The sequence below is a fragment of the Ruegeria sp. I1 genome (assembly GCF_056532675.1).
In genome coordinates, this window is the sequence record NZ_JBQFNM010000012.1 from 51621 (window position 1) to 78445 (window position 26825).

Sequence of the window (26825 nt, forward strand, 5' to 3'; positions counted from 1 at the left end):
TGGCATGGCCTTTGCGCATCGCTTATTATTGTATTCAATAGAAAAAGGCCCGGCTTGGTCCTGCTCCTGGGTTTCAGACGGCATACCAACATGAAAGAAAACAACATGACGTCTGATAGTCAGACTTGGAGTGTTCCCGGTTTTGGCGTGCATCACATAGCCAAACTTCTAGACAATCGTGGTTCAGATATCGCTTCGCTTCTGAGATCGGCCAACCTTCCCGTAGATTCGCATGAAACTCCTCCGACTACTGTTGATGTGCGGAATGAGCTGCGTCTGCTGGAACTTGCCATCGAAGAATGCAGCGACCCCATGTTTGCAATCTCTGCGGGGATGACGTTCAACCCGCGAAAGACAACACTTCTCAGCTATGTCGTTTTGAATTCCCCGACCGTTGGTGAGGCAATCGAGAAAGCGGCCAACTACGCCCGTTTGGCGCGGAGCTTCGCCAAACTGTCATTCTATGAAGAAGAGCTTGGCATGTTCTTGCAGATAGATTCCGAAGCACAGCTTATGCATGCTGATGGGGCGCACAATGAGTTTCGAATTTCCGCCCTGTTAACCAGTCTCCAGATTGCCGCCGAGACACCGCTGCCAGTGATCGAGTTACGTTTTCCGCACGAATTGACCGCAGAAAAGAAAACTCAGATCTCCGACGCGCTCTCTGTCAATGTCAAACATAATCAAAGGGTTCCAGGTATACTGTTTGATAAGGCAGTCATAGACATTCCGATCAAGGACACAGATCCTGCGTTGCTTTTGCATCTTGAAACACATGTACAAAGCCTGATGAAGGATTTACCGCCGGCCATCGGTGAAACAAGCTCGTTGGTTCAGGGTGAAATTACGTCGCGATTGTCATTTAGCGCGCCAACACAAGATGAAATCGCCAAGACGCTTGGGATGAGTGTCAGCACACTTGGGCGCAAACTTGCCAAAGAAGGCACGACCTACAAGCAGCTTCTCAAGGACATTCGCAAAAGACTGGCCGAACAGTATCTTGATGACCCCAAGCTGAGTCTTTCTGAAATTGCATTTGCGCTCGGCTACTCTGATCAGGCTGCGTTTACCAATGCCTATAAGGCTTGGACTGGCCAGTCTCCGGGTAGCGTTCGAGCGGGCTAGAGTGCCTGTCAAGGTCCAGCCGGGCGCCCGCTGTGAGCGCTTCGGCACATCTATGACCAGGCATCAGTGCACGAGTCGCAATCATCCGCGTGCGAATACTCTGAGTTCACATAAAAGCCAGAGCCATCCAACTCAGCGGTTTGGTGGCCATTGTCACTCAATGGGCTCGCCACAGACATTCCCGCACTCAGAACAAGCGCAAACACGGTGGCAAATGTAATCAATACCTTTTTCATCTCTTGGCTCCTTTCGGTAAAGCGAATTTGATACGCTCTGCATGCATTCAATGTGGCGATCTTCTGTGAAGAGTTATTGCGCTGACACGTCAAGGTTTTGTGAGAAAACATCATGCTGCCTGGTATTTTTGACCAGCGCATCTGATCGCAGCTGGGTTGCTTTCAGCGTTGCGGTCATCGGAGCAAGCGCAGCAACGAAGCCGCCAGCTGGAGTTTTTCGACGTCGGCACATAGAACCCCCTGGCATCCTTCGATCCGCAATCACAGAGGACAACAACAACCGCTTTGCGAAAATCTCGATCCGGAAAAACAACGCCCCGCGTCTGGAGGAACGCGGGGCGTGTGTTGCGACAGTCTGGGAGGAGGCGACTGTCGCAGAACTTTCAGGTGTTAGTTGACCGCCTTGGCGTCAACCACGTCTTTTTCGATTGCCTTGGACGATGAAATCTCGATCCGCCGCGGTTTCAGCGCCTCGGGCACTTCGCGTTTCAGATCGATGTTCAGCATGCCGTTTTCATGGCTCGCGCCGGTGACGCGGACATGGTCGGCCAACGCAAAGCGACGCTCAAACGCGCGGGTGGCGATGCCGCGGTGCAGATAGCTGCGCTCTTTGTCCTCGGCGGCTTTCTTCCCTGCCACGACAAGTGAATTTTCCTTCACTTCGACAGACAGGTCATCCTCGGAAAAACCGGCGACGGCCACGGAAATCCGGTAGGTGTCGGCATCGGTTTTTTCGATGTTGTATGGGGGGTAGCTGGGCTGTGCGACGTCATTGGTCAGAACGCGGTCCATCATGTCTGCGATCTGGTCAAACCCAATAGTGGCGCGGTGCAGCGGTGCAAAATCAAAAGTACGCATGTGTCGTATCCTCATCCTTGAGCGATTTACGAATTCAGCCCTCCAATTGGACGGGCGATTAGAGATACCGAACCCCATCTGTGGCGATCCGGTACAATTCACATGGGTAGCAATTTGACTGAGTTCAACCCCCGCCAGAGCTGATGAATTTCGCGCCCGAGCTGGATTTGTCGGACCCAACCTGCAAACGACGGATCGAGGCTTTGGGTTTGGGCGCATTGCTGCGCATGATCGCCTTTAACTCAGAGACGACATTTTTTAGTTCCATCCCAAACCCTATCTTCTCGCCACCGCGCACGCTGACTGCCGATACGACCGACAGAATCTGCCAACGCGCGCCGTTCTTGGCCAGGATCGCCGAACCGGACGAACCAAAAGTGATATCGCAGTTGAAGGTGATTAGCCCCAGACGCCGTTGCAGAATGCTGCAGGACCGTTCGCGTGTGATCGCCTCGGCCCGTCCGCGGCCATAGGATGCAATGCTGATTTCACCATTCGGTACCCGCCCATCATGCAGGGCAAATGGGTCAGCAACCGAATAGGGGATCGGTTCTTCCAGCCGCATCAATGCAACGTCATCGCGAATATTCTCAACCGACAAAGCTGCGCCCGGGTCATAGCCAGGGTGGGGCACGATTTGCACCACTTCGCGTTCAGCCAGCGCGGTGCCATTGCTCAGCCCAGCGCGAAACGTGACTTCACCGGGCACATATGGCTTGCCGGTTGCCCTGTCCAAAGCACAATGCGCCGCCGTCAAAACCAGATCCTGCGTGATCAGCGTCCCTGTGCAAAACGACTGCGTGCCAACGTCGAGCCGCCCGATCGCCTCCCACCCGTACAGGTCTTCACGATCCGTCAGTTTGCGTTTGTTGGCCTGCGCCTCGGCTGTTGTTGTCAAAAGGGCGAGACTGAAAAGAGCCGTGAATATCGTCTTGATCATGGCTTGATAAACCTCGCTCCGACATTTTTGCCGCCACTGCCGTTCAAAGCAGATGAATCGATCCCACGCCCGGCCTCAAGTTCAGCCCGCAGCAACTCGAACGCCGTTTCGACAGTCGTACCGATTGCCACACTTTCCCCATTCATGCTGGCCTTTGCAGAGATAACCGAGACAACCTGCGGTTCTGGTTCAGAAAACAGAAACACCGGCGCCCCCGATGATCCGAAATTCACATCGCAGGACATCACCACAACATCCGATTGCCGGTTCACGACCGAGCACACCTGTTGCAGCGAAGGAGCCTCGGCCCGGTTTTGCGCATATGAGACCACACCTACCTTTTGGCCCCGCTTTGGCGCGGCACCGATCTCAAAAGGAGATACTGATATGTTTCTGATAGGCTGCCACAGCTCAACCAAGGCAACATCACAACCGAAGCTATTTTGGGATATCTTTGCTTGGAAACTATAATCGGGATGAATCGCCACGCGGCGCACATCGCGATAGGCCAGCGCTCTACCTAAGCGCCAGCCAGCGAGAAATTCCATATCCGCCGGATCGATAAGTTGGCCCGTGGATTTGTTGTACATGCAATGTGCGGCAGTCAGCACGAGATCTGGTGCAACCAGAGTGCCGGTGCAAAACCCAACACCTTTGATGTCCAGACGCCCGACAGCCATCCAATCCCGCCCGGAATCCGATGTATCAAGGCTTTTCAGCCCGCTATCCTGCGCGGTGGCCGCTATAGGCAGCACACAGAGCGCGATTGCTTTTATCCAGTTTCGCACGCGGTACTCCGCCCGATTCCCCCGGCCAACTGTCGTACGGGGCGGGTACGGCGAAAATAGGGCGGTCAGGGAATTTGCAGGTCGTGATGCGGCGGTGCATCACGCCGGTTCAGCGCAAGACTGGCACATCGGACGCCATATACCCAGTGCTCAACGCCCGTGGTTTCGGCCCGCCTGTGACCCAATCCAACAATTCGACGGTGTGCACAATCGGCACCTCGGTAGCCGAGCCAATCTGCATCATACACCCGATATTCCCTGCAGCGATGATATCAGGTTTTTTGGCTTCCAATGTTCTGACCTTGCGGTCTTTCAGCTTGGCAGAGATTTCGGGCTGCATCAGGTTATACGTCCCGGCACTGCCGCAGCACAGATGGCTGTCCGATGGTTCGACCACCTTGAAACCCGCGCGTTTCAACAGGTCCTTGGGGTAGGTCTTGATCTTTTGCCCATGCTGCAAAGAACACGCCGCGTGATACGCAACCGTCAGGCCTTGATCACCCTGTTCGGGCATATCCAGCTGCATCAGCAACTCGCTGATATCCATAGTCATGCCTGAGACTCGCGCTGCATCCTCTGCCAGATCCTCATTGCGGAACATATGCCCGTAATCTTTGACGGTCGTGCCGCAGCCGGAGGTGTTGATCACAATCGCATCCAGGCCATCCCCATTCATCTCCTGCGTCCAGGCGCGGATGTTTGCGGCGGCGGCGGCGTGGCTGTCGCGGCTTTTACCCATGTGGTGGGTCAGAGCGCCACAGCACCCCGCGCCTTCGGCCACGACAACCTCGCATCCCAATCGGGTCAACAGCCGGATTGTGGCATCATTGATATCGGTGTTCAGCGCCTTTTGCGCACAGCCTGTCATCAACGCGACGCGTTTCTTGCGCAGCGCTTTGGGTGCAAAGCTTTGAGGATCATCATTCCGACTGACCGGAGGAATGTACTTGGGTGCCATATCCAACATTGCCCGCAATCGCGCATCCGGCATCAGCGACCGAAAAGGCCGCCCCAGCTTGGCCCCGATCAGCGCCCAGCGAAACCGCATCGGATAGGGCAGAATCTGCGCCAGAACCCAGCGCAAGATACGATCAGAGAGGGGGCGTTTGTAGTTGTTTTCGATGTATTCCCGCGCGTGATCGACCAGATGCATATAGTGCACGCCTGACGGACAAGTCGTCATACAGGCCAGACACGACAGGCACCGATCAATATGTTTCACCGTCTTTTCATCCGGCACACGCTCATTCTCGAGCATATCCTTGATCAGATAAATCCGGCCTCGCGGGCTATCCAGCTCATCCCCCAGAACCTGATAGGTTGGGCACGTTGCTGTGCAAAACCCGCAATGAACACAGTTGCGCAGAATCTCATTCGCGCGCCGGGTTCCCGGGTCTTTCAGCTGGTCTTCGGTGAATGTCGTTTGCATCGGATTACCCCATAAGCCCCTGATTAAAAAGGCCTTTCGGATCGAACTTCCGCCGCAAGTCCCGTGTTAAGCCTGCCAGCGGTTCGGACTCGGGCTGAAACCGACCAAGTGTTTGAATTGTTTCTGGCGCTGCGCGAACAAGCGTGGCGTGGCCATCGAATTCACCCAGTCGCGCGCGAATATCTGTTCCCGCATCCACAAGCGCCCAAACAAGCCCGCCACCCCAATCCAGCAGCAGGTTTTTGGCTTCCAACCGCGCCGCAACTTCTGCCGCATCCGAGGGTTTTATGGAAATGCGCCAAACATCACCTTCTTTGTCGGCAAACCTGCCCACATCCCGGATCGCGCGCCATGTTTCCTCTGGCCCTTCGATCTGGGCAGCCTCGCCATACACGGAAAGCTCACGTTGCAACTGATCGATCCGATACGCGACCGAGTCGGCAAACCCTTCGATCCGCAACAGAGCCTGACCCAATTCGGGATCATAAGCGGCACCGCTCACCTCAAACGGGGATTTCAACGCGGCCGACAGCATCTGAACTGCGGCGGACACCTGCGTGACTGGCATGCCCAATACTGCCACAGCCTCTGGCTTTGGCAGCACTTTCAGAGACACCTCGCTCAGCACTCCCAACGTGCCCCATGACCCGGCCATCAGCTTGACCAAATCATAGCCGGTGACATTCTTCATCACTCGCCCGCCGTTTTTGATGACTTGCCCCCGCCCGTCGACATACCGCACACCCAGCAGAAAATCCCGGCACGCCCCGGCCTGTATCCGCCGCGGGCCGGAGATATTGGCAGCCACAACGCCACCAATCGTCGGCTCGCCCGCACTGCCCAGCAATATTCGATAATCCGCAGGCTCAAACGCCAGATGCTGACCTTCCGCTGCTAACGCGGCCTCAATCTCCGCCACCGGCGTCCCTGCCTGTGCCACCAGGGTCAGCGCGCCCGGCTCATAGAGCGAGATACCATTCAACCCCGCCGTACTCAAAACCGGTTCAGGCCCAAACACGCCGCGCGTTCCTCCACCTTGAATACGCACCGGCTCGTTCAACCCGGCCACGATATCGGCCAGTTCCATCTCTTTCTCAGGTCTCATGTCACTTCTTCTGTTCAAAAATACCTCGGGGGAGGCGCGCAGAGCGCGACGGGGGCAGAGCCCCTATTCCGCCGCCATCTGCGCCACGCGGCGAGCTTCGGACACATCCAGCGGAAACACCTTGGCCGGATTCAGCAGCCATTGCGGATCGAAGACGTCCTTCACCGCCATCTGCGCCTCAAGGTCTGCAGGCGTATATTGATGCGACATCAGATCCCGTTTTTCGATACCCACCCCATGTTCTCCGGTCAGGCAACCGCCGACATCGACACACAGCTTCAGGATATCCGCACCAAAGGCCTCGCATTTCTCCAGATCACCGGGTTTGTTGGCGTCAAACAGGATCAGCGGGTGCATATTGCCATCCCCTGCATGGAAGACATTTCCCACCGGCAAACCATAGTCTTCGCTCAACTCTCCAATCCGACGCAGCACTTCGGGCAGCGAAGACACCGGGATCGTGCCATCCAGACACATGTAATCGTTCAGCTGCCCCATCGCGCCAAAGGCAGACTTCCGGCCCAGCCAGATTTTGGCGCTTTCCTCGGCCGATTGGCTCTCACGCAGTTCAACCGGGTTATGGCGTTTGGCAATTTCAATGATCTTGGACAGCTGATCGTCGATCTCGGCCTCAGAACCCTCAACCTCGACAATCAGCAAGGCCGTGCAGTCGGGATAGCCCGCATGGGCGAAATTCTCACAAGCCTTGATGCAAAGGGTATCCATGAACTCGATTGCCACCGGCAGGATGCCCGATTTGATAATGTCCGAAACGCACTGACCGGCCACCTCATTGTCATCGAACCCCATCAGCACGGGCCGTGCGCCTTCGGGCTTGCGCAGGATACGCAGCGTTGCCTCGGTCACGACGCCCAGCTGCCCTTCCGACCCGCAGATGACGCCCAATAAATCCAGTCCGCCAGAATCCAGATGCGCCCCACCGATCTCGACCACGCGGCCGTCCATCATCACCATCTTGACACCCAGCAGGTTGTTCGTGGTCACGCCGTATTTCAGACAATGCGCCCCACCCGAATTCATCGCGATGTTCCCCGCAATTGCACAAGCCAACTGCGACGAAGGGTCCGGTGCATAAAAGAAATCTTCTTCCTCAACCGCTCCGGTTACGCTCAGATTGGTGCGGCCGGTCTGAACGCGGATGTAGCGGTTGTCATAATCGGTTTCCAGCACGTCGTTCATGCGCGCCACACCCAGAATCACGCAATCCGCCGTCGGCAGCGCACCACCCGCTAGCGACGTTCCCGCGCCACGCGGAACCACGGGCACGCCCTCCTCGTGGCAGATGCGCAAAACATCCGAAACCTCTTGTGTCATCGACGGAAGAACCGCCAGCATCGGCGGGCAACGATACGCGGTCAACGCGTCACATTCATAGGCGCGTGTCTCAGCCGGGTCGTGGATCACAGCGTCCTCAGGCAAAACTCGCTGCAACCGCGCCAGAACGCGGTGCTTTCGCGCAAGCACATCGGGATTTGGCTGGGGCATTTCCATGGCTGATCCTCCAATTTGGTAAAATAATATTACCAATTTCTGCATCTGGCAAGTTTCGATCTTCCGACTTAGTGTCGCAGTCATGTCTTGGATCGCTCAATCCCTTCCTTTTTCCCTGCCCGACTATGCCGCTTTGCTGCTGTTGCTGGGGTCCTGGCTTTGGATCGGTTGGCGGGTTGAAAACGCCTCCGCCCAGAAACCCTCGGTCAGTCGTATCATGGATGGCTATCGCCGGGACTGGATGAAGGAAATGGTCACCCGACAGCCGCGCATGTTCGATGCGCAAGTGGTTGGCACGATGCGGCAGGGAAGCACGTTTTTTTGCCTCGACTACTATGATCGCTATCGGCGGAGGGCTCGCCTTGTTGGGCAATCCTCAGCGTTTGGCCGGGCTGGCCGAGGATTTGGCACTGGGTACAGCACCCGCATTGGTATGGGAGGTCAAGATATTGATCATCCTTCTGTTTCTGGCCAATGCATTCCTGAAATACGTCTGGGCACATCGCCTGTTCGGCTATTGCGCGGTGCTGATGGCCGCAGTCCCGAATGAGCCTGACGACCCCACAGCTTACCCACGCGCCGCACAGGCAGCCGAGATCTGTGTCACCGCGGCGCGCAGTTTCAACCGCGCGTTACGTGCTACCTATTTTGCCTTGGCCGCGGCGGCTTGGATACTGGGACCAATACCGTTGGTTCTGGGCACAGTGATCACGATGGCCATGCTCTATCGGCGGGAATTTGCATCGCAATCGCGCACGATTTTGCTCGACACCGGATCGTGATCGTCATGGTGGGCAAGACAAGGTAAGATCACCACATGAGATACCTTGTTCTTTACGCCCTGCTGGCCACCCCTGCCTTTGCCGATGCTCCGGTGATCGAAAACGTCACCGCCCAGCGCAGCGGTGAAACCTGGCGATTCGACGTCACCATCCGGCACCCGGACACAGGCTGGGAGGATTACGCAGACGGCTGGCGTGTTTTGGACATGGACGGGACCGAATTGGGTATGCGCGTGTTGCACCACCCGCATGTTGATGAACAGCCCTTCACCCGATCCCTTGGCGGAGTTGCCATTCCAGAAGGCACCACCCAGGTCCAGATCCAAGCTCGGGACAATGTCGGGGGGTGGAGCGACGACACCACCGTGATCGACCTGAACTGAGGGTCAGAACACCCCTAGGCTTAGACCTGCTGCCATCGCTGCGCCAATTTCGCGGCATTTATCCAACTCATTTTCGGGGATGACCTTCTCGGCCAGTATCGCCTCGGGCGTCTGCGCATGGGTACACAGGATCAGCGGCGGCTGTACCTCTTTCAACCGCCAGCCGGTGGCGATGCGGGCGGTTTGGCGTGCGGCATTCTCTCCGTCGGACCCGGCGCAGATCATCTGTGCGTAGGGGCGACCCTCGATCCGGCCCAGAACTGGATAGTAGCTGCGATCGAAGAACTCTTTCATAAGGCCCGAAATAGCGGCGAGGTTTTCGGGGGCGCAGAAAATGTAGCCGTCGGCGGCCAGCAAGTCTTCGGGCCCGGCCTGATCTGCGGTTTTCAAGACGATGTCTGCCTCATCCCCACCCGCCTCGGCTGCCGCCTCAGCCATTTGCCGGGCACCGCCAGTGCGTGAATGATAGACAATCAGAAGCTGCGCCATGTCAGACTCGTTTTAGACCCTGTGATAGGGGCCGCCAGACAGAATGGTTGCGGCCCGATAGAGTTGCTCGGCCAACATCACACGGACCAGCATGTGGGGCCAGACCATGGACCCGAATGAGATGGAAAAATCCGCCTCGGACCGCAGCGAGGGGTCTATACCGTCTGCTCCTCCGATAATCAGCGCCAGATCCTGCCGCCCAGCATCACGCCAATTGCCCAGCTTTTGGGCGAAATCCGGTGAGGACATCAACCGTCCGCGCTCATCCAGCGTACAGATCACCGCCCCTTTGGGCAGCGCCTTGCGCAGCAACCCGGCCTCGGCGCCCATGCCTGCGTTTTTCTTGTCTTCAACCTCGATCACCCGCGCAGGACCAAGGCCCAAGCCACGGCCGGTCCGGTCGAAGCGGGTCAGGTAGTCGTCAAGCAGGGATTTCTCGGGTCCAGCGCGCAATCGCCCGACCGCAACTATGCTGATACGCATATCTCTCTCGGCTCCGGCCTTTCAATACAGGCCAGGATGGCGCCTCAGTTGGCTGAGGCGCTGCCGCCCGCAGGCAGCCACATCTTTTCCAGCTGGTAGAATTCACGCACTTCGGGGCGGAAGATATGGACGATCACGTCGCCCGTATCGATCAACACCCAGTCGCCGGCATCCTTGCCTTCGACCTTCGAGGTGAAACCAAACTCCTGCTTGATGCGATCCGTCAGCTTCTCCGCCATGGCCGCGACCTGGCGGGTCGACCGACCCGAAGCAATCACCATGTGATCCGCAACCGAGGACTTACCACGCAGATTGATCTGCACGACATCTTCGGCCTTGTCATCGGAAAGTGAGGAAAGGATGCGTTCAAGCAGCTTGTCGCTGATTGACTGAGAACGGGCCATCACTGCGGCCCCGTCTTCGGCAGGCAAACCCGCCTGGGTATGTAGAGACAGGACATAGTCCTCCTTTGCTATGCGCCGCCAAATCCCCGGCGCCGGGATAGTCATAACGTAACAAGCGCCCCGTGACATTTCAATGAAGGCCCGAATGCAATCATTGTCCAAACCAAATCTGGTGCATCGATGCATAATTTGTTGGCCAAAAAAACAGGGGTATAGCACCAATAAGAGCCCAAAACTTCATTCTTTCGAATCATTCTTTATTGTTGTACAATAAATTATTGTTTAAAGGAGATAAGCTCATGCGACACCGCGTTACACATATGGCGAAATGGCTTAACCGACTAACCAATGGCGCGATCTTCGTGATCCCGGCTTTGGCGGTCTACGCAGCCGTCAGCGGTGAAATTCCTTCTTTGTCCAAGGCATGGTCCGATGCGCATTTCGTTCGTTTCATCGCGTTGGCGGTGATCGCGGCGATTGGGTTGGCATTGTTGATCCGAATGCTTTGGATCCTGCGCTCAATTCTAAAAGACTGCGCACGCGGCGCTGTTCTCGTGCCTGAGACTACGGAAAACGTGCAGCGTTTGGGACGGGCGATACTGGCGTTCGCTATATTCCAATCCTTTGACAACACATTGATCAGCCTTGCTGAAAGCATCGGAAAAGCCAGCGGGGATCGTAGCCTAGTGGTGAGTTTTGGCTCATCAGACCTTCTCATGCTGCTATGCGCGGGGCTTGTCTATCTGATTGGATGGATCTTTGCCGAAGCCGTTTTGATCGATCGCGAGAATCGGGAATTCGTTTGATGCAGATAATCGTGCGGCTCGATGTCATGATGGCCAAACGCAAGATCAAGGGGCGTGACCTAGCATTGGCGATCGGCATCACAGAGCAGAATTTGAGTCTTTTGAAATCCGGCAAAGTCAAAGGTGTGCGGTTCGAAACACTTGCCAAGTTGTGCCAGGTCTTAGAATGCCAACCGGGCGACTTGCTGGAAGCCATGATAGGCGACCCGTCCATTTCCCTTGAACCAATCTCAACCGGATAGTATCTGGTGCCCATGAGACTCAATGTGGCCCAAGAACAAAATCTAGAAGATCGCGCGCGCCTGCGCGAGAGGTTCTATGGGGCTGCCCGCACGGTTCTGGCCCGCCTACCCGCGGCCTAAGCCACCTCGCCAGCTATTTCTCATTACATACGGGAGAGGACAGATGTCCCCCAAAACACTCTATGACAAGATCTGGGATGCCCATGTCGCGCATGAAGCCGATGATGGCACCTGCCTGCTTTATATCGACCGCCATCTGGTGCACGAAGTGACCAGCCCGCAAGCGTTCGAAGGCTTGCGTATGGCGGGACGTCAGGTGCGCGCGCCAGAAAAGACCATCGCCGTACCGGACCACAATGTGCCCACCACGCCGGATCGCGTGAACGGGATCGAAAACCCCGAATCGCGTATTCAGGTTGAGGCGCTGGACAAGAACGCCAAGGATTTCGGCATTCACTATTACCCGGTGAATGACGTCCGTCAGGGCATCGTCCACATCGTCGGCCCGGAACAGGGCTGGACCCTGCCCGGCATGACCGTTGTCTGCGGCGACAGCCACACCGCCACCCATGGCGCGTTTGGAGCGTTGGCCCACGGCATCGGCACCTCCGAGGTCGAGCACGTTCTGGCCACCCAGACCCTGATCCAGAAGAAGTCCAAGAACATGAAGGTGGAAATCACCGGCAAGTTGCAGCCGGGCGTGACCGCCAAGGACATCACTCTGGCCGTGATCGGCGAGACCGGGACTGCTGGCGGCACTGGATATGTCATCGAATATTGCGGCGAAGCGATCCGGGATCTGTCGATGGAAGGCCGTATGACCGTCTGCAACATGGCCATCGAAGGCGGCGCGCGCGCAGGCTTGATCGCACCGGATGAGACCACCTTTGAATATGTCAAAGGCCGCCCGCATGCCCCGAAGGGCGCACAATGGGAAGCTGCGATGGACTGGTGGAAAACGCTCTACACCGATGAAGGCGCGCATTTCGACAAGGTCATCACCCTGCGCGGCGAAGACATCGCACCTGTCGTCACATGGGGCACCAGCCCAGAGGACGTTCTGCCGATCACCGCATCGGTCCCTCACCCCGAGGATTTCGAAGGCGGCAAGGTCGACGCGGCCCGCCGGTCTATCGAGTATATGGGTTTGGAAGCCGGTCAGAAACTCAGCGATGTGGAAATCGATACCGTCTTTATCGGGTCCTGCACCAATGGCCGGATCGAAGACCTGCGCGCTGCAGCCGAGATCCTGAAAGGCAAAAAGATCAAAGACGGCATGCGGGCCATGGTCGTGCCGGGGTCGGGCCTTGTTCGCGCTCAGGCCGAAGAAGAAGGTCTGGCCGAGATATTCAAGGACGCTGGTTTCGAATGGCGTTTGGCCGGATGCTCAATGTGTTTGGCGATGAACCCTGACCAGTTGCAACCGGGCGAGCGTTGTGCCGCGACCTCGAACCGCAATTTCGAAGGTCGTCAGGGCCGCGGAGGGCGGACCCACTTGCTGAGCCCGGCCATGGCCGCCGCAGCTGCCATCACAGGACGTCTTACAGACGTTCGAGAGTTGATGTAAGCTGCCCTCATAAATCAACTTTTGAGGGAATTGAGACATGAGTGATTGGATCAAATGGCTGTTGCTGGGACTGCTGTCCATCGCGTTCGGTATCTTCGTACTGGGCGCGCCTCAGGTCGCATCGATCGCCGTGACAGTGGTGACCGGCGTACTGCTGCTGGTCTCGGGCGCGCTGCAGGTTGTCGGCGGGTTCACCGTCGAGGGCGCCGGTAACAAGATCCTGTCGCTCATCATGGGTGCGGTCATGCTATTCCTTGGCTGGTCCTTCCTGGATCACCCGCTACAAGGCACGCTGACCTTGGCGACCGTGATGCTGATCCTGTTCATGGCAGGTGGCATCGCGCGGATCATCCTGTCCTTCCAGATGCGCGGAACGCAGTTCTTCTGGCCAACGCTGATCTCGGGCATCTTGTCGATCGTGCTGGCCGGTATCATCTGGAGCTATGTGGGGCAGGAACCGCAGGCGCTGCTGAGCATTCTGGGGATCTTCCTGGGCATCGAGATGCTGTTCAACGGGTTCGGATTGGTCTTCATGGCGTTCTTCGTCAAGAACGCACCCAAGGACGAAACAACAGAAGCGAAAGAAGCTTAAACGCGGGATATGGGCGCGGCCCTCTCTCGCAGGAGTGTAGAACATGGAAAAGTTTGAAAAAGTCCACGGGGTGGCCGCCCCAATGCCGCTGATCAATATCGACACCGATATGATCATCCCTAAAGTGCACCTGAAAACCATTAAACGGTCGGGTCTTGGCGTCGTTCTGTTTGATGAGATGCGCTATCATGATCATGGCGGCGAGAACGAAGAGTTTGTTCTGAACAAACCCGCTTATCGCAACACCGAGATTCTGGTGGCTGGTGACAATTTCGGCTGTGGCTCGTCGCGGGAACATGCGCCCTGGGCGATCAAGGATTTCGGGATCAAGGTTGTGATCTCGACCAGCTTTGCCGACATCTTCTTCAACAACTGCTTCAAGAACGGCATCCTGCCCATCGTGGTTGAAGAAAAGCATCATGCAGTTCTGATGGACGATGCGCACAAGGGCGAAAATGCCCGTATGACCGTGCATCTGGAAGATCAGCAGATCACCACATCGGACGGAGTGGTGATCGAGTTTGACATTGATCCCCACCGCAAGCACTGCTTGTTGAATGGTCTGGACGACATCGGCCTGACAATGGAAAAAGACCACCACATCGACAAGTTCGAGGATCACGCGAGTCAGGCCCGCCCCTGGGTATGATTCTGTGGATGATTCTGTGGGCACTCAACCCTATGGGGTCGCAGTCGCGACCTCATTCGCATTTTAGGGGTTGAAAATCGCAAAACCACAACATCTAGGTATCAAATTGAGATACACGTCGGATTTGCGTCGAAAATGATGCAATCCCGCACCAGTTGCGCCATCTTTTTGCCCGAAATCACGTGTTATCTGCACCCTGGCTTGAGCGGAATGCCGCTTATCGTCCAAGGTGTCGGAAACGAGGCATCCGTCACTTTAACAAACGGGCGGGCACAAGTTGGAACCAAGTTGGCAAAGACCGGCTGGTCCAGTTTGAAAAAGGGTTCGGATAGTGATTGCGCGCACATCAGGGGCGGCGATACGTGGAATATTGGTCGCGCTTATGGTGCTGACCCCCGCGTTGTACCTGCCAGTAACATCGACGAACGGGACCGAAATAGTGGTCTTTCTCGCGATACTCGCGTTTATTCTGACATTTGCCGAATATAACTCTGCCTTTCCAAGCTTTATCGAATTTCGCGACGCCCCACCGGTGAATCGGTTGCGGTTTGTTGGACTGTTCTCGATGGTCACGTTCCTGACGTTGATCTGTAAGAATGGCTACGCTCCGACACAGCTGACCACATTCTCGTATTCTGTGGGTCTGGCAGTCGCAAATGTGGTCGATTTCCCGTATTCGCCGGTGCGCCTGATCGTGCTGATGCTGCCGGCTGATGCCAGCGCGCCGCTGGTAGAGCTGGTGCGCATAACCGCAAGCATCGCCTATGTTGCGGCGCTGGTAACGATTGCAAGCTTTGCCTATGCGGTGAAACTGAGGGGCTGGCCAACCGGAAATGGGGCATTCAATGTCTGGACCAACCTGCCACTGTTTGACCCCACCAAAGGCGGAGACGTGGTCAATCGCCTTCAGCGCGATGGCCGTCTGAATATCTGTATCGGCATTCTACTACCTTTCCTGATCCCTGCTGTGATCAAGCTGCTGACCAACTTCGCCAATCCGATCTCGCTGAGCAATCCGCAGACCCTGATCTGGACTATGAGCGCCTGGGCCTTCCTGCCCGCCAGCATGATCATGCGAGGCATGGCGACCATGCGCATTGCCGGGCTGATCGTCGAAAAGCGCCGCGCCTATTCAACATCCGAGACCGCTCAGGCCGCATGATCCGCGCCTTGGTCCTGCTCTTGCTGCCCGTCGTGGCGCAAGCAGACGTGGTGCGTATTGCAACCTACAATACCGAGCTCAGCCGCAAGGGCCCTGGACTTCTGCTGCGCGACATCCGGAGGGGTGACCCGCAGGTTCAGGCCGTTGTCGATGTGCTGACATCCGCGCGCCCGGATATCGTGGCGCTTCAAGGTATCGACTGGGACATGGACTCTCTTGCGCTGACCGCGCTAGCCAACGCGTTGCGCGAGGCCGGGTTGGACTATCCCTATCTCTTCACGGCTCAGCCAAATTCCGGGCTGGAAACGGACCTTGATCTGGACGGGGATGGCCGAACACACGGCCCCGGAGACGCGCAGGGTTGGGGGTTATTTACCGGGCATGGCGGGATGGCGGTGATGTCACGGTTTGACATCCTGAAGAGCGACGTGCAGACCTTCGAAACACTGCTGTGGCATCAATTACCCGGGGCAGAGTTACCCGTGTCAGGCGGCAAACCCTACCCATCGAAACTGGCGCAGGACGCGCAGCGCTTATCTTCAACCGGGCACTGGATCGTACCGGTCAAAACACCACTGGGCCGCCTGAACCTGATGACGTTCCATGCAACGCCGCCGGTGTTTGACGGCCTTGAAGATCGCAACGGATTGCGGAACCGCGATGAAATCCGGTTCTGGTCGGTGCTGATGGACGGTGGTCTTGGCCCCGTACCAAGCGCCCCTTTTGTCATCGCAGGCGACGCCAATCTTGACCCGCAACACAGCGATGGCCGGACACAGGCCATCGCCACATTGCTGTCGGATCCGCGCCTGCAAGACCCGCTGGCCAAATCCCCCTCAGGCGAGATCGCAACCGTTTATTGGAAAGCGGTTGGTGCGCTTCGGGTCGACTATGTCTTACCCTCAGCCGATCTGCAGGTGGTGGATGCGGGCATATTCTGGCCGCCGCCCGGTGACGAGATGAGGGGCAGTGCCGAGCAGGCCAGCCGTCACCGGCTGGTTTGGGTGGACGTCACAACCCCATAAGGCTTTGAGGCGACCGAAGACACCAGACTGTGTTTATGCGCGATGGCAGACCGCATCGCCTGATCCAAATCGGTATGCGGTACATCCTCGATCAGTTCTGACAGGAATGCGCCATCCAGTTGGTGTGGAAGGTCCCACAAGTATCGCATCTCAAGCAGGTGCGGGGCCATACGCCAGAACGGGCGTACCAGCTGTATGGGCCACCACTCCATCTTGGCAATCGCAACCTCCTGCTCGGTAACACGGGACAGCGATTGCGCGATCTCGGTGCCCGTCAGCGTGTAGCCCGGAAAGGGGACGTCGCAGAACCGAGGAAGCTCATGCCGCATCTCGGCCAGCATCACTGCGGTGCGGGTCAAATCAGGCAGATAGGCCCAAGCATGCGGGATATCTGGATTGCCCGGATACGTAAGTCGCCCTTTCGACAAACCTTTGATCATGATCTGATCGAACCAATTGCCCGAAGCGCAAGTGTCGATGAAATCCCCGGTGCGCAGGATGATCGTCCGGACGGATGAGCTTCGGTAAGCTTCCTCCATCTCGATCCTGATCCGGCCCAGCGGGTTTTGCGCGCGATGCGGGCTGCCTCCGTACCAGGGACCCGGGGTCTCTGCACCGAAGACATAGACATTGCCGGGTACGATCACAGTTGCCCCTGCCTGCGCCGCCACATCGATCACCTGACGATGCAAGCCAGGCACCAATCGCGCCCAATCTGTATAAGGTGGGTTCCAGGCGTTGACGATCACATCAATCCCCTGCGCGGCCTGTTCCAGCCTGTCCACTTTGCGATTGAATGTGCGAACCGACCAGCCGGCATCTTGAAACGCCAGGCTGGCATTGCGGCCAAACCGGCCACTGGCCCCCAGAATAAGCACGGACTGTTGCATGACACGCTCCTTTCCCGATCAATCTAGCCATACAAATACTTAATGGAATTGCCGAAAACCGCAGAACGTGTATTCATTTTTGAATGGACAGATCTATCACCCATTCCGACTGGTCCTTGATCCAAAGCTTTCTGGCCGTGGCCGAAACCGGATCTTTATCTGCTGCCGCCCGACGCCTGGACCGTAGCCAGCCGACGCTGGGGCGCCAGATCCACGCACTTGAGGATGAGCTGGGCGTTTCCCTGTTCGACCGCCATGCGCGCGGGCTTAAGCTAAGCGAGGTAGGTACGCAGTTGCTGCCAATGGCGCAGCAAATGCACTCAGCTATGAGCACCTTTAGCCTGACGGCAGCCGGGCAGTCGCAACAGCTGGAAGGTTCGGTCCGCATCACAGCATCGGTCTTTGCCTCACATCACTTGCTGCCTCCTATTCTGGCGCAAATCCGCGCCCAGGAACCTGCCATTCAGCTGGAACTGGTCGCCACGGATGCAACCGAAAACCTGTTGTATCGCGAGGCCGACATAGCCGTGCGCATGTACCGGCCCGAGCAGATGGATATCGTCTCGCGGTATCTCGGGGATGTTCCCTTGTGTTTCTGTGCCGCCACCTCGTATCTGGACCGTGCAGGGCGGCCGGAAAAACCCGAGGATCTGTTCGATCATGATCTGGTCGGGTTTGATGCCAATGAGCAGATCATCACCAAGATGCGCCAAAAGGGTTGGCCCGCCAGCAAAGGAAGCTTTGCCACTCGCTGTGATCTGCAAAGCGCCTATTGGGAGCTGATCCGCGCCGGATGTGGTATTGGCTTCAGCCAAGTGCAGATTGCTGAATCCGATCCGTTGGTCGAGGTTCTGCCACTGGATGTCGATATTCCGGTGCTGCCGGTTTGGCTGGCGGCACCACAGGCGATGCGCCAGACACCCCGAATCCGCCGGGTCTGGGACCTGCTGGCCGAGGGATTGAAGGCCTCTCTCTGACCAGTTCTTTGCGCGGATGACCCAGAAACTCGATTTCCCGCATAGAACCTACATTTAAGCCCGCTCGTCTCATTGACCCGATGCGGCACAGACGCTAGGGCCTTTGCTGTCAAACGCAAGGAGATCCTTCATGTCCAACCCCTCGCTCCTCATCCTGCCCGGAGACGGAATTGGCCCCGAAGTCATGGCCGAAGTGCGCAAAATCATCGACTGGTTCGGCACCAATCGCGGCCTTCACTTTGACGTGAGCGAGGATCTGGTCGGTGGCGCGGCCTATGACGCCCACGGCAAGCCCCTGTCGGACGAAACCATGGCCAAGGCGCAAGAGGTAGACGCCGTTCTGCTGGGCGCGGTCGGTGGTCCGAAATACGACGATCTGGATTTCAGCCTGAAGCCTGAACGCGGGTTGCTGCGCCTGCGCAAGGAAATGGACCTGTATTCGAACCTGCGCCCGGCCCAGTGCTTTGACGCGCTGGCCGATTTCTCGTCGCTGAAGAAAGACATCGTCGCTGGCCTCGACATCATGATCGTGCGCGAACTGACCTCGGGCGTCTATTTCGGCGAACCGCGCGGTATCTTCGAGGAAGGCAACGAACGCGTCGGCATCAACACCCAGCGCTACACTGAATCCGAGATCGAACGCGCCGCGCGTTCGGCCTTTGAACTCGCGATGCGCCGGAACAAGAAGCTGTGCTCGATGGAAAAGGCCAATGTGATGGAGTCGGGAATTCTGTGGCGCGAAGTGGTCGAGCGCGTGAGCGCCGATTACCCCGAAGTCGTACTGTCACATATGTATGCCGACAACGGCGCCATGCAGCTGGTCCGCGCGCCCAAACAGTTCGACGTGATCCTGACCGACAACCTGTTTGGCGACATCCTGTCGGATTGCGCCGCGATGCTGACCGGTAGCTTGGGCATGCTGCCCTCGGCCAGCTTGGGTGCACCGATGGCCAATGGGCGCCCCAAGGCGATGTACGAGCCGGTGCATGGTTCGGCCCCCGACATCGCCGGCGAGGGCAAAGCCAACCCGATCGCCTGTATCCTCAGCTTTGCCATGGCGCTGCGCTACAGCTTTGATCAAGGCGCCGAGGCTGGCCGCCTGGAAGCTGCGATCGAAAAGGTTCTGGCCGATGGCGTGCGCACCGGTGATCTGTTGGCGGATGAAGGTGTTCAGCCGGTTTCAACCTCGGAAATGGGCGATGCCATTCTGGCGGCACTGGACGCAAGCGTCTAAGTCCTGCCACAGCTGAAATTCAAAAGGCGGTGCCCAGCGCACCGCCTTTTTTAGTTGCCGCCAAAGATACCCTTCAGCAGGTTGTTGATGTCTTCGGCAAACCCACCCTGTCTGCGGCGAGGCTGCGGCTGCGCCACCTGAACCGGCGGTTCCGGCACAATCATCGGTAAGGGTGTTGGCGTCATCCCTTCGGTCACGCGCACCATCGTCTCTTTCCAAATCTCGGCAGGCAAGCCGCCGCCAGTGACACCGGACAAGGGCGTGTTGTCGTCATAGCCCATCCACACACCGGCCACATAGTCTGCCGTAAATCCGATGAACCACGCATCCCGCGCGGCCTGCGTAGTGCCGGTTTTACCTGCAACCTGCCAGCCCGGCAGCTTAGCCCGCCCGCCAGTGCCTTCGGACACAACACGTTCCATCATCCAGGTTAGCTGTTTCGCGGCGCTGTCATTGATCACACGCTCGCCGATGCCGGTGGTTGTCACCATAACAGGTTCGGTCTCGCCCAGCAGCTTCAACTCGGTCAGGCCATAGGGCTCAACCGATGATCCGCCGTTCAGGATGCCTGCATAGGCGCCGGTCATCTCGATCAGCGTGCTTTCAGACGCGCCCAGCGCCAGCGCTGGTCCCTGCGCCAGATCGCTGGCAATCCCGAAACCGCTGGCGACTGTACGCACATTGTCCAGCCCTGCAACCTCGGCCACTTTCACAGCCGGAATGTTCAGAGAATTCTTCAACGCATCCGCCAGCGTGACACGATCATAGAACCTATTCGTGTAGTTCTTTGGGCACCATTCACCCGATCCCGGAATGCTGACGCAATAGGGCTCGTCCATCACGGTGGCATAAGGTGAATAGCCCAGCTCCAGCGCTGTGGCATAAACAAAGGGCTTGAATGAGGACCCGGTCTGGCGCAGTGCCTGAGTGGCCCGGTTAAACGCGCCCGAGACCCGGGTTTTACGTCCGCCGACCATGGCGCGCACCGCCCCATCCGCTGACATCACGACAATCGCCGCCTGCGCCTTGGACCCTTCGCGCACCTTTTCCTGAAAGATGTATTGCAGCGCCTCTTCGGCAGATTTCTGGATACGCTGATCCAGTGTGGTGCGGATCACCACATCTTCGGTGGTGTTGCGCGTGAAAAACTCCGGCCCGCTGGCCATGACCCAATCGGCGAAATAGCCGCCCGCCCGCGCAGCGGCAGCGGCGGACAGTTCTGCCGGACGCGCACGCGCCTCGCTGGCCTGTGCGCCTGATAGATACCCCTGATCCTCCATTAGACCGACCACAAGCCGGGCGCGATCTTGTGATCGTTGCAAGCTGTTGGTGGGGGCATAGCGCGTGGGTGCGACCAGCAGTCCGGCCAGCATGGCCGCTTCGGCCGGAGAGACCTCGGCTGCTGATTTGCCAAAATACCGCTGGCTGGCAGCTTCGAACCCACGTGCACCGGCCCCCAGAAACGCACGGTTCAGATAGATCGTCAGGATTTCGTCCTTGGAGTATTTAACCTCCATCGCCAGCGCATAGATCGCTTCTTTGCCCTTGCGCCACAGCGAGCCCTGACGGCAATCCGCTTCATACGCAGCCTCGGACTCCCATTCGGTTGGGTCATAAGGCACACCCAGACACAGCAGCTTGGCTGTCTGTTGAGTGATGGTCGACCCGCCATGGCCCGACAGCGGCCCACGCCCTTCGCTCAGGTTGATACGCACCGCGCTGGCAACGCCGCGCGGGCTGACGCCGAAATGGCGATAGAACCGCTTATCCTCGGTCGCGATGACCGCGTTTTTCAGATGGGGTGAGACCGTATCTGCCGTGATCACCCCGCCAAACTGATCACCGCGCCAGGCAAAAACCTTGCCATCCCGATCCAGCAGGGTCACCGATCCGCGCGCGCGCCCGTCCAGCAGGGCATCCGCATCGGGCAACGAGGTATAGACAACGCCAACTGCCAAAGCGATCAGCATCGCGACAACAGCGCCCACGCGCCATGTGACACCCCAGATCAGTCGCCAGACCCAACGGAACAAACGGCGGAAAAACCCCCCGCCATTGCCACCCGAACGCTTGCGGGTCTTCTTTCGAGCCGTCTTGCGCGTTGCCGTCTTTCGGGCGGTGGATTTCTTACCCGCCGGTTTCGCAGCCCGCTTGGTCGTCGAAGGCTTGCGCCCCTTCGACGGGTATCGTTTATCCGCGACCAATCTTGGCTTGCGGCGCTTGGACTCAGTCATGCTCAAACTCTGCCCGGTTATTCTTTTGGCACACCATACCCCGGCGACATAGCTATGTAGAGGTCCGATTTTCCGGAATTTTCCCTCTCATATTCGCCTAATTTTTAGCCGTTCGGCAAGTTTTGTGCAAAAATTGTGCAACTTTGCGTCATTTTCGAACCGTTTAACGACGGGGAATCGTTCCTAAACGCCCCTCCTCAGGCTCTTTTTCTGCAGGTGCAAACAAGCCGGTGTGACCGGAGAAGCAGAGGGGACTGACGTGAAACTCATCATAGCGACAATCAAGCCGTTCAAGCTCGAGGAGGTGCGCGAGGCACTGACCCAGGCTGGCGTGCGCGGCATGATGGTGACCGAAATCAAGGGCTTCGGCTCACAATCCGGTCACACAGAAATCTATCGCGGCGCAGAATACGCCGTGAACTTCGTACCCAAGATCAAACTGGAAATCGTGGTCCCAGCCACGATGGCCGACCAGATTGTTGAGACCATCACCAACACCGCCAAGACCGGCAAGATCGGTGACGGCAAGATTTTCGTCCTTGATGTCGAGCAGGCCATGCGCGTGCGGACCGGGGAAACAAACGAAGAGGCGCTCTGAGCGCCGACACTCACATAAATTCGAGGACTGACAATGAACCTGATGAAATCTCTCATCCCTGCCGCCGCGCTTGTCGTGCTGCCGCAGATGGGTCTGGCACAAGAGGCTGCCACCGGCGAAGCCGCGCTGCACACCCAGTATATCTTTACCACCCTGCTGTTCCTGATGGCGGGCTTCCTGGTCTTCTTCATGGCGGCAGGCTTTGCCATGCTGGAAGGCGGTTTGGTGCGTTCCAAGAACGTCGCCATGCAGATGACCAAAAACGTGGCACTGTTTTCCATTGCCGCGATCATGTACTGGTTAATTGGCTTCAACACAATGTATCCCGGCGACTTCAATGGTTTCTTTGCCATTGGCGGCCCAACCGTGCTTGATCCAGTTGGTGTTGACCCGGCCGAGGCTGCTTTGGACTATGCCTCAATCGGTTCGGACTTCTTCTTCCAGCTGGTCTTTGTGGCTGCAACCGCCTCGATCGTGTCCGGCGCCGTGGCCGAACGGATCAAGCTGTGGCCGTTCTTGATCTTCGTGGTCGTGCTGACCGGTATCATGTACCCGATCTCTGGCTCCTGGCAGTGGGGCGGCGGCTGGCTGTCCGAAGCTGGCTTCTCGGATTTCGCTGGTTCTACAGTTGTGCACTCTGTCGGTGGCTGGGCAGCTCTGGCTGGCTGTCTGATCCTTGGCCCGCGTATCGGCAAGTATAAAGACGGCAAGGTTCACCCGATGCCCGGTTCGAATCTGGCGCTGGCCACCTTGGGTACCTTCATCCTGTGGCTGGGTTGGTTCGGCTTCAACGGCGGCTCACAGCTGGCCATGGGCACCGTGGGTGACGTAACCGACGTGTCGCGCATCTTTGCCAACACCAACATGGCTGCCGCATCTGGTGCAGTTGCTGCCCTGATCCTGACCCAGGTTCTGTATAAGAAGCCTGACCTGACCATGGTGCTGAACGGCGCGCTGGCCGGTCTGGTCTCGATCACCGCTGAACCTCTGGCTCCGACCTTGTTTGGCTCGCTATGGATCGGTGCAGTTGGCGGTATCATCGTGGTCTTCGCGGTTCCGATGCTGGACAAGTTCAAGATCGACGACGTTGTTGGTGCCATCCCTGTTCACCTGTTCGCAGGCATCTGGGGCACCATCGCCGTGATCTTCTACGGCGAGGCCAGCCTGATTACCCAGCTGACCGGTATCGTCGCATACGGTGTGTTCACTTTCGTCGGCGCTCTGATCGTGTGGTCCATCCTGAAAGCAGTAATGGGCATCCGTGTCAGCGAAGAGGACGAGATCAACGGCCTCGACATGGCAGAACTGGGTATGGAAGCTTATCCAGAATTCTCTAAAGGCTAAGACCTGAGACAGACACTGCAAAACCGGGCGTTCGCGCCCGGTTTTTTTTGTTCTGGGTACACTATGATTTCTTGACGAGATCATCCGATGGCGGCACTTCAGATAGGATCAAGCGGCGCAGGTTTCGGAGCATATCGTGAAAACAATCGGCATTCTCGGGGGCATGTCTGCGGCTTCGACGCGGATTTACTACCGTATCCTATGCGACTTGACCCGAGATCGTCTTGGGGGTCTGCACTCACCCCAGTTGCTCATCCGCTCACTGGATTTTGCGGAAATCGAAACCCTGCAGGTCCAGGGGGATTGGGACTCTGCCGGGCACATTCTGAACCAAGAGGCATTGGCTTTGGAACGCGGCGGGGCTGATTTCATCATTCTCGCGACCAACACGATGCACAAACTGGCCCAGCAAATGATGGCGGGCGTTTCGATTCCGTTGCTGCATATTGCCGATGCAACGGCACACGCCATTCAAGATGTCGGGCTCCAATCGCCCGGTTTAATGGCAACAGCTTTCACCATGCAGCAGACGTTTTACACGGATCGCCTGCGCGCGGCTGGATTGGCCCCCGTTCTGCCGACCCTTGAAGACCAACAGACAACACATCGCATAATCTATGAAGAACTATGCAAGGACATCGTCAAGGAACAAAGCCGCTCGGACTTTGTCGGAATTGCGCAGCGGTTGTACGACGCGGGTGCGGATTGCCTCATTCTCGGCTGCACTGAAGTGGGCATGTTACTGAACACTGAAAACGTGCCCTACCCGGTGTTCGACACCACACATATTCACTGCCAAGCCGCGTTGGACATGGCTTTGTCCTGACGCCCGGATCAACGGAATTTGCAATTGAAACGAAAAAGGCCGCGCGAAAGACGCGGCCTTTGCCAATAAGTGCGAGTATTAAACCCCGACGTCGACAATCGCCTGTGCCAAGATCGGAACGGTCGTCGCGTTCAGACCCGCAATATTCAACCGGCTGTCCCCCACCATATATATGCCGTGATCGTTGCGCAGTTGCTCGACCAGTTCGGGGGCCGCGCCGAGGCGTGAGAACATACCGCGGTGCTGGGCGACAAAGCCAAAGCGGTCCGATCCTGTCAGGCGTTGCAATTCGTCGGCCAGTTGCTGACGCAGCCCCAGCATCGAAAGGCGCACCTCCTCCAGCTCAGCGGCCCAGTCGGCGCGCAGGGCGTCATCGGTCAGGATCGTGGTCACGACCCGTGCGCCATGGTCCGGCGGGAAGGAGTAATTCTGGCGGTTCAGGAAGGCCAGCGTGCTCTGGTTCAGCGCGGTCTGCGCCATATCGTCACTGATCGCCATCAGCAGGCCGGTACGCTCGCGGTACACGCCGAAATTCTTGGAGCATGACGCCGCGATCAGGCAGCGCTTGACCGACGAGGCCACCAGACGGGTTGCCTGTGCGTCTTCCTCAAGACCGTCACCAAAGCCCTGATAGGCAATGTCGATCATGGCAACCAGGCCAAGCTCGTTGATCAGGTTCACCACCTCTTGCCACTGCACGAGGTTCAAGTTTGCGCCGGTCGGGTTATGGCAGCAACCATGCAGCAGAACCACGTCGCCCGCCTTGGCAGTTTTCAGGTCCTCGATCATACCGTCGAAATCGACACCGCGGGTTTCGCCGTCGAAATAGCGATACGGAACCGCCTCGATACCCAGGTAGCTCAGGATCGACAGGTGGTTCGGCCATGTCGGGTTCGATACAAACACCCGCGCCTCAGGATTGGCCATGCGGATCATCTCGAACGCCTGACGGCAGGCACCCGTCCCGCCCGGTGTAGCAACGGCGGCAATATTGGCACGCGGTACTGCGTCGCCGAGGATCAGGCCGATCATCGCATCGGCATAGGCCGGATCACCTGCCAGTCCCGTATAGGCTTTGCTCTCCTGCTCCTCCAGAATGCGCTTTTCGGCGGCTTTGACCGCTCGCATAACCGGGGTAACACCTTCGGCATTCTTGTAGACACCAACACCCAGGTCGATCTTCTGATCGCGCGGGTCTTCGCGGTACATCTGCATCAGCGCCAAGATTTTGTCGGCGGGCTGCGGTTTGAGGTTCTCGAACATCAGGTCTCTCCGGTTGCGACGGGCAGGGTTGGGAAAGCACCCCATTCAGCCCAGGAGCCGTCATAAAGCGCGTGGTCTTTTTTGCCCATGCGTTCAAGCGCAAGGCTTAGGATTGCAGCGGTCACGCCCGAACCGCACGAGGTGATCGCCGGTTTGGTCAGATCCACGCCTGCGGCCTCAAACACGGCGCGGCACGCATCGGGCGACTTCATTGTACCATCACTATTCAACAGGCTGCCAAAGGGCACGTTGCGCGACCCTGGTATGTGGCCAGATCGCAGCCCTTCGCGCGGTTCAACCTCGGTTCCGGCGAAACGGGCGGCAACACGGGCATCGATAATCTCATGATCAGCCAGTTTGGCGGCCGCAGACACTTGTGTCACGTCGCGTACCAGATGGTTCTGCACCCGAACGGTCATATGCCGATCCCGGATCACCGGGGGCAGATCTTCAACCTCTCGCCCTTCGGCCTGCCATTTCGGCAAACCCCCGTCCAGAACGGCGATGTTCTCTTGGCCCATCAGGCGGAACAGCCACCAGACCCGCGCGGCCGACATCAGCCCGGCCCCGTCATAGACGACCACCTGATGACCATCGCCGACGCCCATCGCCCGCAGGCGTGACATGAACTTCTCGACCGGCGGCGCCATATGTGGCAAGTCCGAACGTTGGTCCGAAATGTCATCAATATCGAAGAAGCGCGCGCCGGGGATGTGGCCCGCATCATATTCCGCCTTGGCATCGCGATTCTGCGCGGGCAGATACCACGACCCGTCCAGAATCCGCAGATCCGGGTCCTTGATATGCGCGGCCAGCCATTCGGTAGATACCAGGGTTTTCGGATCGTCTTGCATCAAAGCCTCCCCTAAGCGAGTCTGAGTT

The 26825-nt window shown here is 57.7% G+C and carries 28 protein-coding genes and 1 pseudogene; 15 read left to right on the forward strand and 14 right to left on the reverse strand.

All coding sequences use genetic code 11. The annotated features are described in order from the left end of the window. Positions 1 to 90 precede the first annotated feature (90 nt). A complete protein-coding gene (locus tag ACR0DH_RS18790; RefSeq protein WP_480551438.1) occupies positions 91 to 1125 on the forward strand; it encodes an AraC family transcriptional regulator in 1035 nt (344 codons plus the stop codon). A gap of 50 nt (positions 1126 to 1175) precedes the next feature. On the opposite strand, the gene ACR0DH_RS18795 is transcribed toward ACR0DH_RS18790, so the two are convergent. The 7 genes from ACR0DH_RS18795 to ACR0DH_RS18825 form a co-directional block, all read right to left on the reverse strand. Next, positions 1176 to 1361 carry a hypothetical protein gene (locus ACR0DH_RS18795; RefSeq protein WP_480551436.1) on the reverse strand — a complete coding sequence of 62 codons (186 nt, stop codon included), beginning with the start codon at positions 1359 to 1361 and terminating at the stop codon, positions 1176 to 1178. Positions 1362 to 1751: 390 nt separating this feature from the next. Further along, positions 1752 to 2219 carry an Hsp20 family protein gene (locus tag ACR0DH_RS18800; RefSeq protein WP_480545224.1) on the reverse strand — a complete coding sequence of 156 codons (468 nt, stop codon included), beginning with the start codon at positions 2217 to 2219 and terminating at the stop codon, positions 1752 to 1754. Between the two features lie 124 nt (positions 2220 to 2343). Continuing rightward, a complete protein-coding gene (locus tag ACR0DH_RS18805) occupies positions 2344 to 3159 on the reverse strand; it encodes a trypsin-like serine peptidase (RefSeq protein ID WP_480551434.1) in 816 nt (271 codons plus the stop codon). Continuing rightward, positions 3156 to 3947 carry a trypsin-like serine peptidase gene (locus ACR0DH_RS18810; RefSeq protein ID WP_480551432.1) on the reverse strand — a complete coding sequence of 264 codons (792 nt, stop codon included), beginning with the start codon at positions 3945 to 3947 and terminating at the stop codon, positions 3156 to 3158. The genes ACR0DH_RS18805 and ACR0DH_RS18810 overlap by 4 nt, the downstream gene beginning before the upstream one ends. Positions 3948 to 4056: 109 nt before the next feature. Then, complete coding sequence (gene glcF, locus ACR0DH_RS18815; protein ID WP_480551430.1) at positions 4057 to 5376, reverse strand: glycolate oxidase subunit GlcF; 1320 nt, start codon at positions 5374 to 5376, stop codon at positions 4057 to 4059. Between the two features lie 4 nt (positions 5377 to 5380). Then, a complete protein-coding gene (gene glcE / locus ACR0DH_RS18820; protein ID WP_480551429.1) occupies positions 5381 to 6481 on the reverse strand; it encodes a glycolate oxidase subunit GlcE in 1101 nt (366 codons plus the stop codon). Between the two features lie 63 nt (positions 6482 to 6544). Continuing rightward, positions 6545 to 7993, reverse strand: coding sequence for an FAD-linked oxidase C-terminal domain-containing protein (locus ACR0DH_RS18825; protein WP_480551427.1), 1449 nt, complete (start codon positions 7991 to 7993; stop codon positions 6545 to 6547). Positions 7994 to 8075: 82 nt separating this feature from the next. Here ACR0DH_RS18825 and ACR0DH_RS18830 point away from each other — a divergent pair. Next, positions 8076 to 8775 (forward strand): annotated as a pseudogene (locus ACR0DH_RS18830) (DUF599 domain-containing protein). 35 nt (positions 8776 to 8810) lie between these two features. Next, positions 8811 to 9158: a hypothetical protein gene (locus ACR0DH_RS18835; RefSeq protein WP_480551425.1), complete on the forward strand. Its 348-nt coding sequence runs from the start codon at positions 8811 to 8813 to the stop codon at positions 9156 to 9158. Positions 9159 to 9161: 3 nt separating this feature from the next. Here ACR0DH_RS18835 and ACR0DH_RS18840 read toward each other — a convergent pair whose 3' ends face one another. The 3 genes from ACR0DH_RS18840 to rsfS are packed head-to-tail and all read right to left on the reverse strand — an operon-like array spanning position 9162 to position 10534. Continuing rightward, complete coding sequence (locus ACR0DH_RS18840; RefSeq protein ID WP_480551423.1) at positions 9162 to 9647, reverse strand: flavodoxin family protein; 486 nt, start codon at positions 9645 to 9647, stop codon at positions 9162 to 9164. A gap of 12 nt (positions 9648 to 9659) precedes the next feature. Further along, positions 9660 to 10130, reverse strand: a complete 471-nt coding sequence (gene rlmH, locus ACR0DH_RS18845) for a 23S rRNA (pseudouridine(1915)-N(3))-methyltransferase RlmH (RefSeq protein WP_480551421.1) — start codon at positions 10128 to 10130, stop codon at positions 9660 to 9662. A gap of 44 nt (positions 10131 to 10174) precedes the next feature. Next, complete coding sequence (gene rsfS / locus ACR0DH_RS18850; protein WP_480551419.1) at positions 10175 to 10534, reverse strand: ribosome silencing factor; 360 nt, start codon at positions 10532 to 10534, stop codon at positions 10175 to 10177. 299 nt (positions 10535 to 10833) lie between these two features. Between rsfS and ACR0DH_RS18855 the strand changes: the two genes are divergently transcribed. The 7 genes from ACR0DH_RS18855 to ACR0DH_RS18885 all read left to right on the forward strand — a co-directional run bounded on the left by ACR0DH_RS18855 (position 10834) and on the right by ACR0DH_RS18885 (position 16577). Beyond that, positions 10834 to 11340, forward strand: a complete 507-nt coding sequence (locus tag ACR0DH_RS18855) for a hypothetical protein (protein ID WP_480551417.1) — start codon at positions 10834 to 10836, stop codon at positions 11338 to 11340. Then, positions 11340 to 11582: a helix-turn-helix domain-containing protein gene (locus ACR0DH_RS18860; protein WP_480551415.1), complete on the forward strand. Its 243-nt coding sequence runs from the start codon at positions 11340 to 11342 to the stop codon at positions 11580 to 11582. The genes ACR0DH_RS18855 and ACR0DH_RS18860 overlap by 1 nt, the downstream gene beginning before the upstream one ends. Positions 11583 to 11745: 163 nt before the next feature. Beyond that, positions 11746 to 13149 (forward strand): 3-isopropylmalate dehydratase large subunit, encoded by a 1404-nt coding sequence (gene leuC / locus ACR0DH_RS18865; protein WP_480545235.1) that lies wholly within the window; start codon positions 11746 to 11748, stop codon positions 13147 to 13149. 37 nt (positions 13150 to 13186) lie between these two features. Continuing rightward, positions 13187 to 13741, forward strand: coding sequence for an HdeD family acid-resistance protein (locus ACR0DH_RS18870; protein ID WP_480551413.1), 555 nt, complete (start codon positions 13187 to 13189; stop codon positions 13739 to 13741). Positions 13742 to 13784: 43 nt separating this feature from the next. After that, complete coding sequence (gene leuD / locus ACR0DH_RS18875; protein WP_480551411.1) at positions 13785 to 14390, forward strand: 3-isopropylmalate dehydratase small subunit; 606 nt, start codon at positions 13785 to 13787, stop codon at positions 14388 to 14390. Between the two features lie 331 nt (positions 14391 to 14721). Beyond that, positions 14722 to 15552 (forward strand): hypothetical protein, encoded by an 831-nt coding sequence (locus ACR0DH_RS18880; RefSeq protein WP_480545238.1) that lies wholly within the window; start codon positions 14722 to 14724, stop codon positions 15550 to 15552. After that, positions 15549 to 16577: an endonuclease/exonuclease/phosphatase family protein gene (locus tag ACR0DH_RS18885; RefSeq protein ID WP_480551409.1), complete on the forward strand. Its 1029-nt coding sequence runs from the start codon at positions 15549 to 15551 to the stop codon at positions 16575 to 16577. The genes ACR0DH_RS18880 and ACR0DH_RS18885 overlap by 4 nt, the downstream gene beginning before the upstream one ends. Here the strand turns inward: ACR0DH_RS18885 and ACR0DH_RS18890 are convergent. Next, entirely contained in the window at positions 16541 to 17467 is a 927-nt protein-coding gene (locus ACR0DH_RS18890; RefSeq protein WP_480551407.1) for a Rossmann-fold NAD(P)-binding domain-containing protein, read from the reverse strand. The two genes, ACR0DH_RS18885 and ACR0DH_RS18890, sit on opposite strands and share 37 nt — an antisense overlap. A gap of 83 nt (positions 17468 to 17550) precedes the next feature. On the opposite strand from ACR0DH_RS18890, the gene ACR0DH_RS18895 reads away from it, so the two are divergent. Both ACR0DH_RS18895 and leuB read left to right on the forward strand, forming a co-directional pair. Beyond that, on the forward strand, positions 17551 to 18444 hold the full coding sequence (locus ACR0DH_RS18895; protein ID WP_480551405.1) for a LysR family transcriptional regulator: 894 nt from the start codon (positions 17551 to 17553) through the stop codon (positions 18442 to 18444). Positions 18445 to 18574: 130 nt separating this feature from the next. Then, positions 18575 to 19678, forward strand: coding sequence for a 3-isopropylmalate dehydrogenase (gene leuB / locus ACR0DH_RS18900; protein ID WP_480551403.1), 1104 nt, complete (start codon positions 18575 to 18577; stop codon positions 19676 to 19678). A 50-nt stretch (positions 19679 to 19728) separates the two neighbouring features. Here the strand turns inward: leuB and ACR0DH_RS18905 are convergent, their stop codons facing one another. Then, on the reverse strand, positions 19729 to 21912 hold the full coding sequence (locus ACR0DH_RS18905) for a transglycosylase domain-containing protein (RefSeq protein WP_480551401.1): 2184 nt from the start codon (positions 21910 to 21912) through the stop codon (positions 19729 to 19731). 259 nt (positions 21913 to 22171) lie between these two features. Between ACR0DH_RS18905 and ACR0DH_RS18910 the strand changes: the two genes are divergently transcribed. The 3 genes from ACR0DH_RS18910 (at position 22172) to ACR0DH_RS18920 (ending at position 24680) form a co-directional block, all read left to right on the forward strand. Next, on the forward strand, positions 22172 to 22510 hold the full coding sequence (locus ACR0DH_RS18910) for a P-II family nitrogen regulator (protein ID WP_480500528.1): 339 nt from the start codon (positions 22172 to 22174) through the stop codon (positions 22508 to 22510). Positions 22511 to 22543: 33 nt separating this feature from the next. Next, a complete protein-coding gene (locus ACR0DH_RS18915) occupies positions 22544 to 23854 on the forward strand; it encodes an ammonium transporter (protein WP_480551399.1) in 1311 nt (436 codons plus the stop codon). A gap of 136 nt (positions 23855 to 23990) precedes the next feature. Further along, positions 23991 to 24680, forward strand: a complete 690-nt coding sequence (locus ACR0DH_RS18920) for an aspartate/glutamate racemase family protein (protein WP_480551397.1) — start codon at positions 23991 to 23993, stop codon at positions 24678 to 24680. 78 nt (positions 24681 to 24758) lie between these two features. Here the strand turns inward: ACR0DH_RS18920 and ACR0DH_RS18925 are convergent, their stop codons facing one another. Beyond that, entirely contained in the window at positions 24759 to 25943 is a 1185-nt protein-coding gene (locus ACR0DH_RS18925) for an amino acid aminotransferase (protein ID WP_480551395.1), read from the reverse strand. Further along, entirely contained in the window at positions 25943 to 26797 is an 855-nt protein-coding gene (sseA, locus tag ACR0DH_RS18930; RefSeq protein ID WP_480551393.1) for a 3-mercaptopyruvate sulfurtransferase, read from the reverse strand. The genes ACR0DH_RS18925 and sseA overlap by 1 nt, the downstream gene beginning before the upstream one ends. Between the last annotated feature and the right edge of the window lie 28 nt (positions 26798 to 26825).

What these genes read in the sequence shown, in the direction of transcription:
- ACR0DH_RS18790 (WP_480551438.1), top strand. Translation starts at nt 91, where the DNA reads ATGAAAGAAAACAACATGACGTCTGATAGTCAGACTTGGAGTGTTCCC.
- ACR0DH_RS18795 (WP_480551436.1), bottom strand. Translation starts at nt 1,361, where the DNA reads ATGAAAAAGGTATTGATTACATTTGCCACCGTGTTTGCGCTTGTTCTG.
- ACR0DH_RS18800 (WP_480545224.1), bottom strand. Translation starts at nt 2,219, where the DNA reads ATGCGTACTTTTGATTTTGCACCGCTGCACCGCGCCACTATTGGGTTT.
- ACR0DH_RS18805 (WP_480551434.1), bottom strand. Translation starts at nt 3,159, where the DNA reads ATGATCAAGACGATATTCACGGCTCTTTTCAGTCTCGCCCTTTTGACA.
- glcF (WP_480551430.1), bottom strand. Translation starts at nt 5,376, where the DNA reads ATGCAAACGACATTCACCGAAGACCAGCTGAAAGACCCGGGAACCCGG.
- glcE (WP_480551429.1), bottom strand. Translation starts at nt 6,481, where the DNA reads ATGAGACCTGAGAAAGAGATGGAACTGGCCGATATCGTGGCCGGGTTG.
- ACR0DH_RS18825 (WP_480551427.1), bottom strand. Translation starts at nt 7,993, where the DNA reads ATGGAAATGCCCCAGCCAAATCCCGATGTGCTTGCGCGAAAGCACCGC.
- ACR0DH_RS18835 (WP_480551425.1), top strand. Translation starts at nt 8,811, where the DNA reads ATGAGATACCTTGTTCTTTACGCCCTGCTGGCCACCCCTGCCTTTGCC.
- ACR0DH_RS18840 (WP_480551423.1), bottom strand. Translation starts at nt 9,647, where the DNA reads ATGGCGCAGCTTCTGATTGTCTATCATTCACGCACTGGCGGTGCCCGG.
- rlmH (WP_480551421.1), bottom strand. Translation starts at nt 10,130, where the DNA reads ATGCGTATCAGCATAGTTGCGGTCGGGCGATTGCGCGCTGGACCCGAG.
- rsfS (WP_480551419.1), bottom strand. Translation starts at nt 10,534, where the DNA reads ATGGCCCGTTCTCAGTCAATCAGCGACAAGCTGCTTGAACGCATCCTT.
- ACR0DH_RS18855 (WP_480551417.1), top strand. Translation starts at nt 10,834, where the DNA reads ATGCGACACCGCGTTACACATATGGCGAAATGGCTTAACCGACTAACC.
- ACR0DH_RS18860 (WP_480551415.1), top strand. Translation starts at nt 11,340, where the DNA reads ATGCAGATAATCGTGCGGCTCGATGTCATGATGGCCAAACGCAAGATC.
- leuC (WP_480545235.1), top strand. Translation starts at nt 11,746, where the DNA reads ATGTCCCCCAAAACACTCTATGACAAGATCTGGGATGCCCATGTCGCG.
- ACR0DH_RS18870 (WP_480551413.1), top strand. Translation starts at nt 13,187, where the DNA reads ATGAGTGATTGGATCAAATGGCTGTTGCTGGGACTGCTGTCCATCGCG.
- leuD (WP_480551411.1), top strand. Translation starts at nt 13,785, where the DNA reads ATGGAAAAGTTTGAAAAAGTCCACGGGGTGGCCGCCCCAATGCCGCTG.
- ACR0DH_RS18885 (WP_480551409.1), top strand. Translation starts at nt 15,549, where the DNA reads ATGATCCGCGCCTTGGTCCTGCTCTTGCTGCCCGTCGTGGCGCAAGCA.
- ACR0DH_RS18890 (WP_480551407.1), bottom strand. Translation starts at nt 17,467, where the DNA reads ATGCAACAGTCCGTGCTTATTCTGGGGGCCAGTGGCCGGTTTGGCCGC.
- ACR0DH_RS18895 (WP_480551405.1), top strand. Translation starts at nt 17,551, where the DNA reads ATGGACAGATCTATCACCCATTCCGACTGGTCCTTGATCCAAAGCTTT.
- leuB (WP_480551403.1), top strand. Translation starts at nt 18,575, where the DNA reads ATGTCCAACCCCTCGCTCCTCATCCTGCCCGGAGACGGAATTGGCCCC.
- ACR0DH_RS18905 (WP_480551401.1), bottom strand. Translation starts at nt 21,912, where the DNA reads ATGACTGAGTCCAAGCGCCGCAAGCCAAGATTGGTCGCGGATAAACGA.
- ACR0DH_RS18915 (WP_480551399.1), top strand. Translation starts at nt 22,544, where the DNA reads ATGAACCTGATGAAATCTCTCATCCCTGCCGCCGCGCTTGTCGTGCTG.
- ACR0DH_RS18925 (WP_480551395.1), bottom strand. Translation starts at nt 25,943, where the DNA reads ATGTTCGAGAACCTCAAACCGCAGCCCGCCGACAAAATCTTGGCGCTG.
- sseA (WP_480551393.1), bottom strand. Translation starts at nt 26,797, where the DNA reads ATGCAAGACGATCCGAAAACCCTGGTATCTACCGAATGGCTGGCCGCG.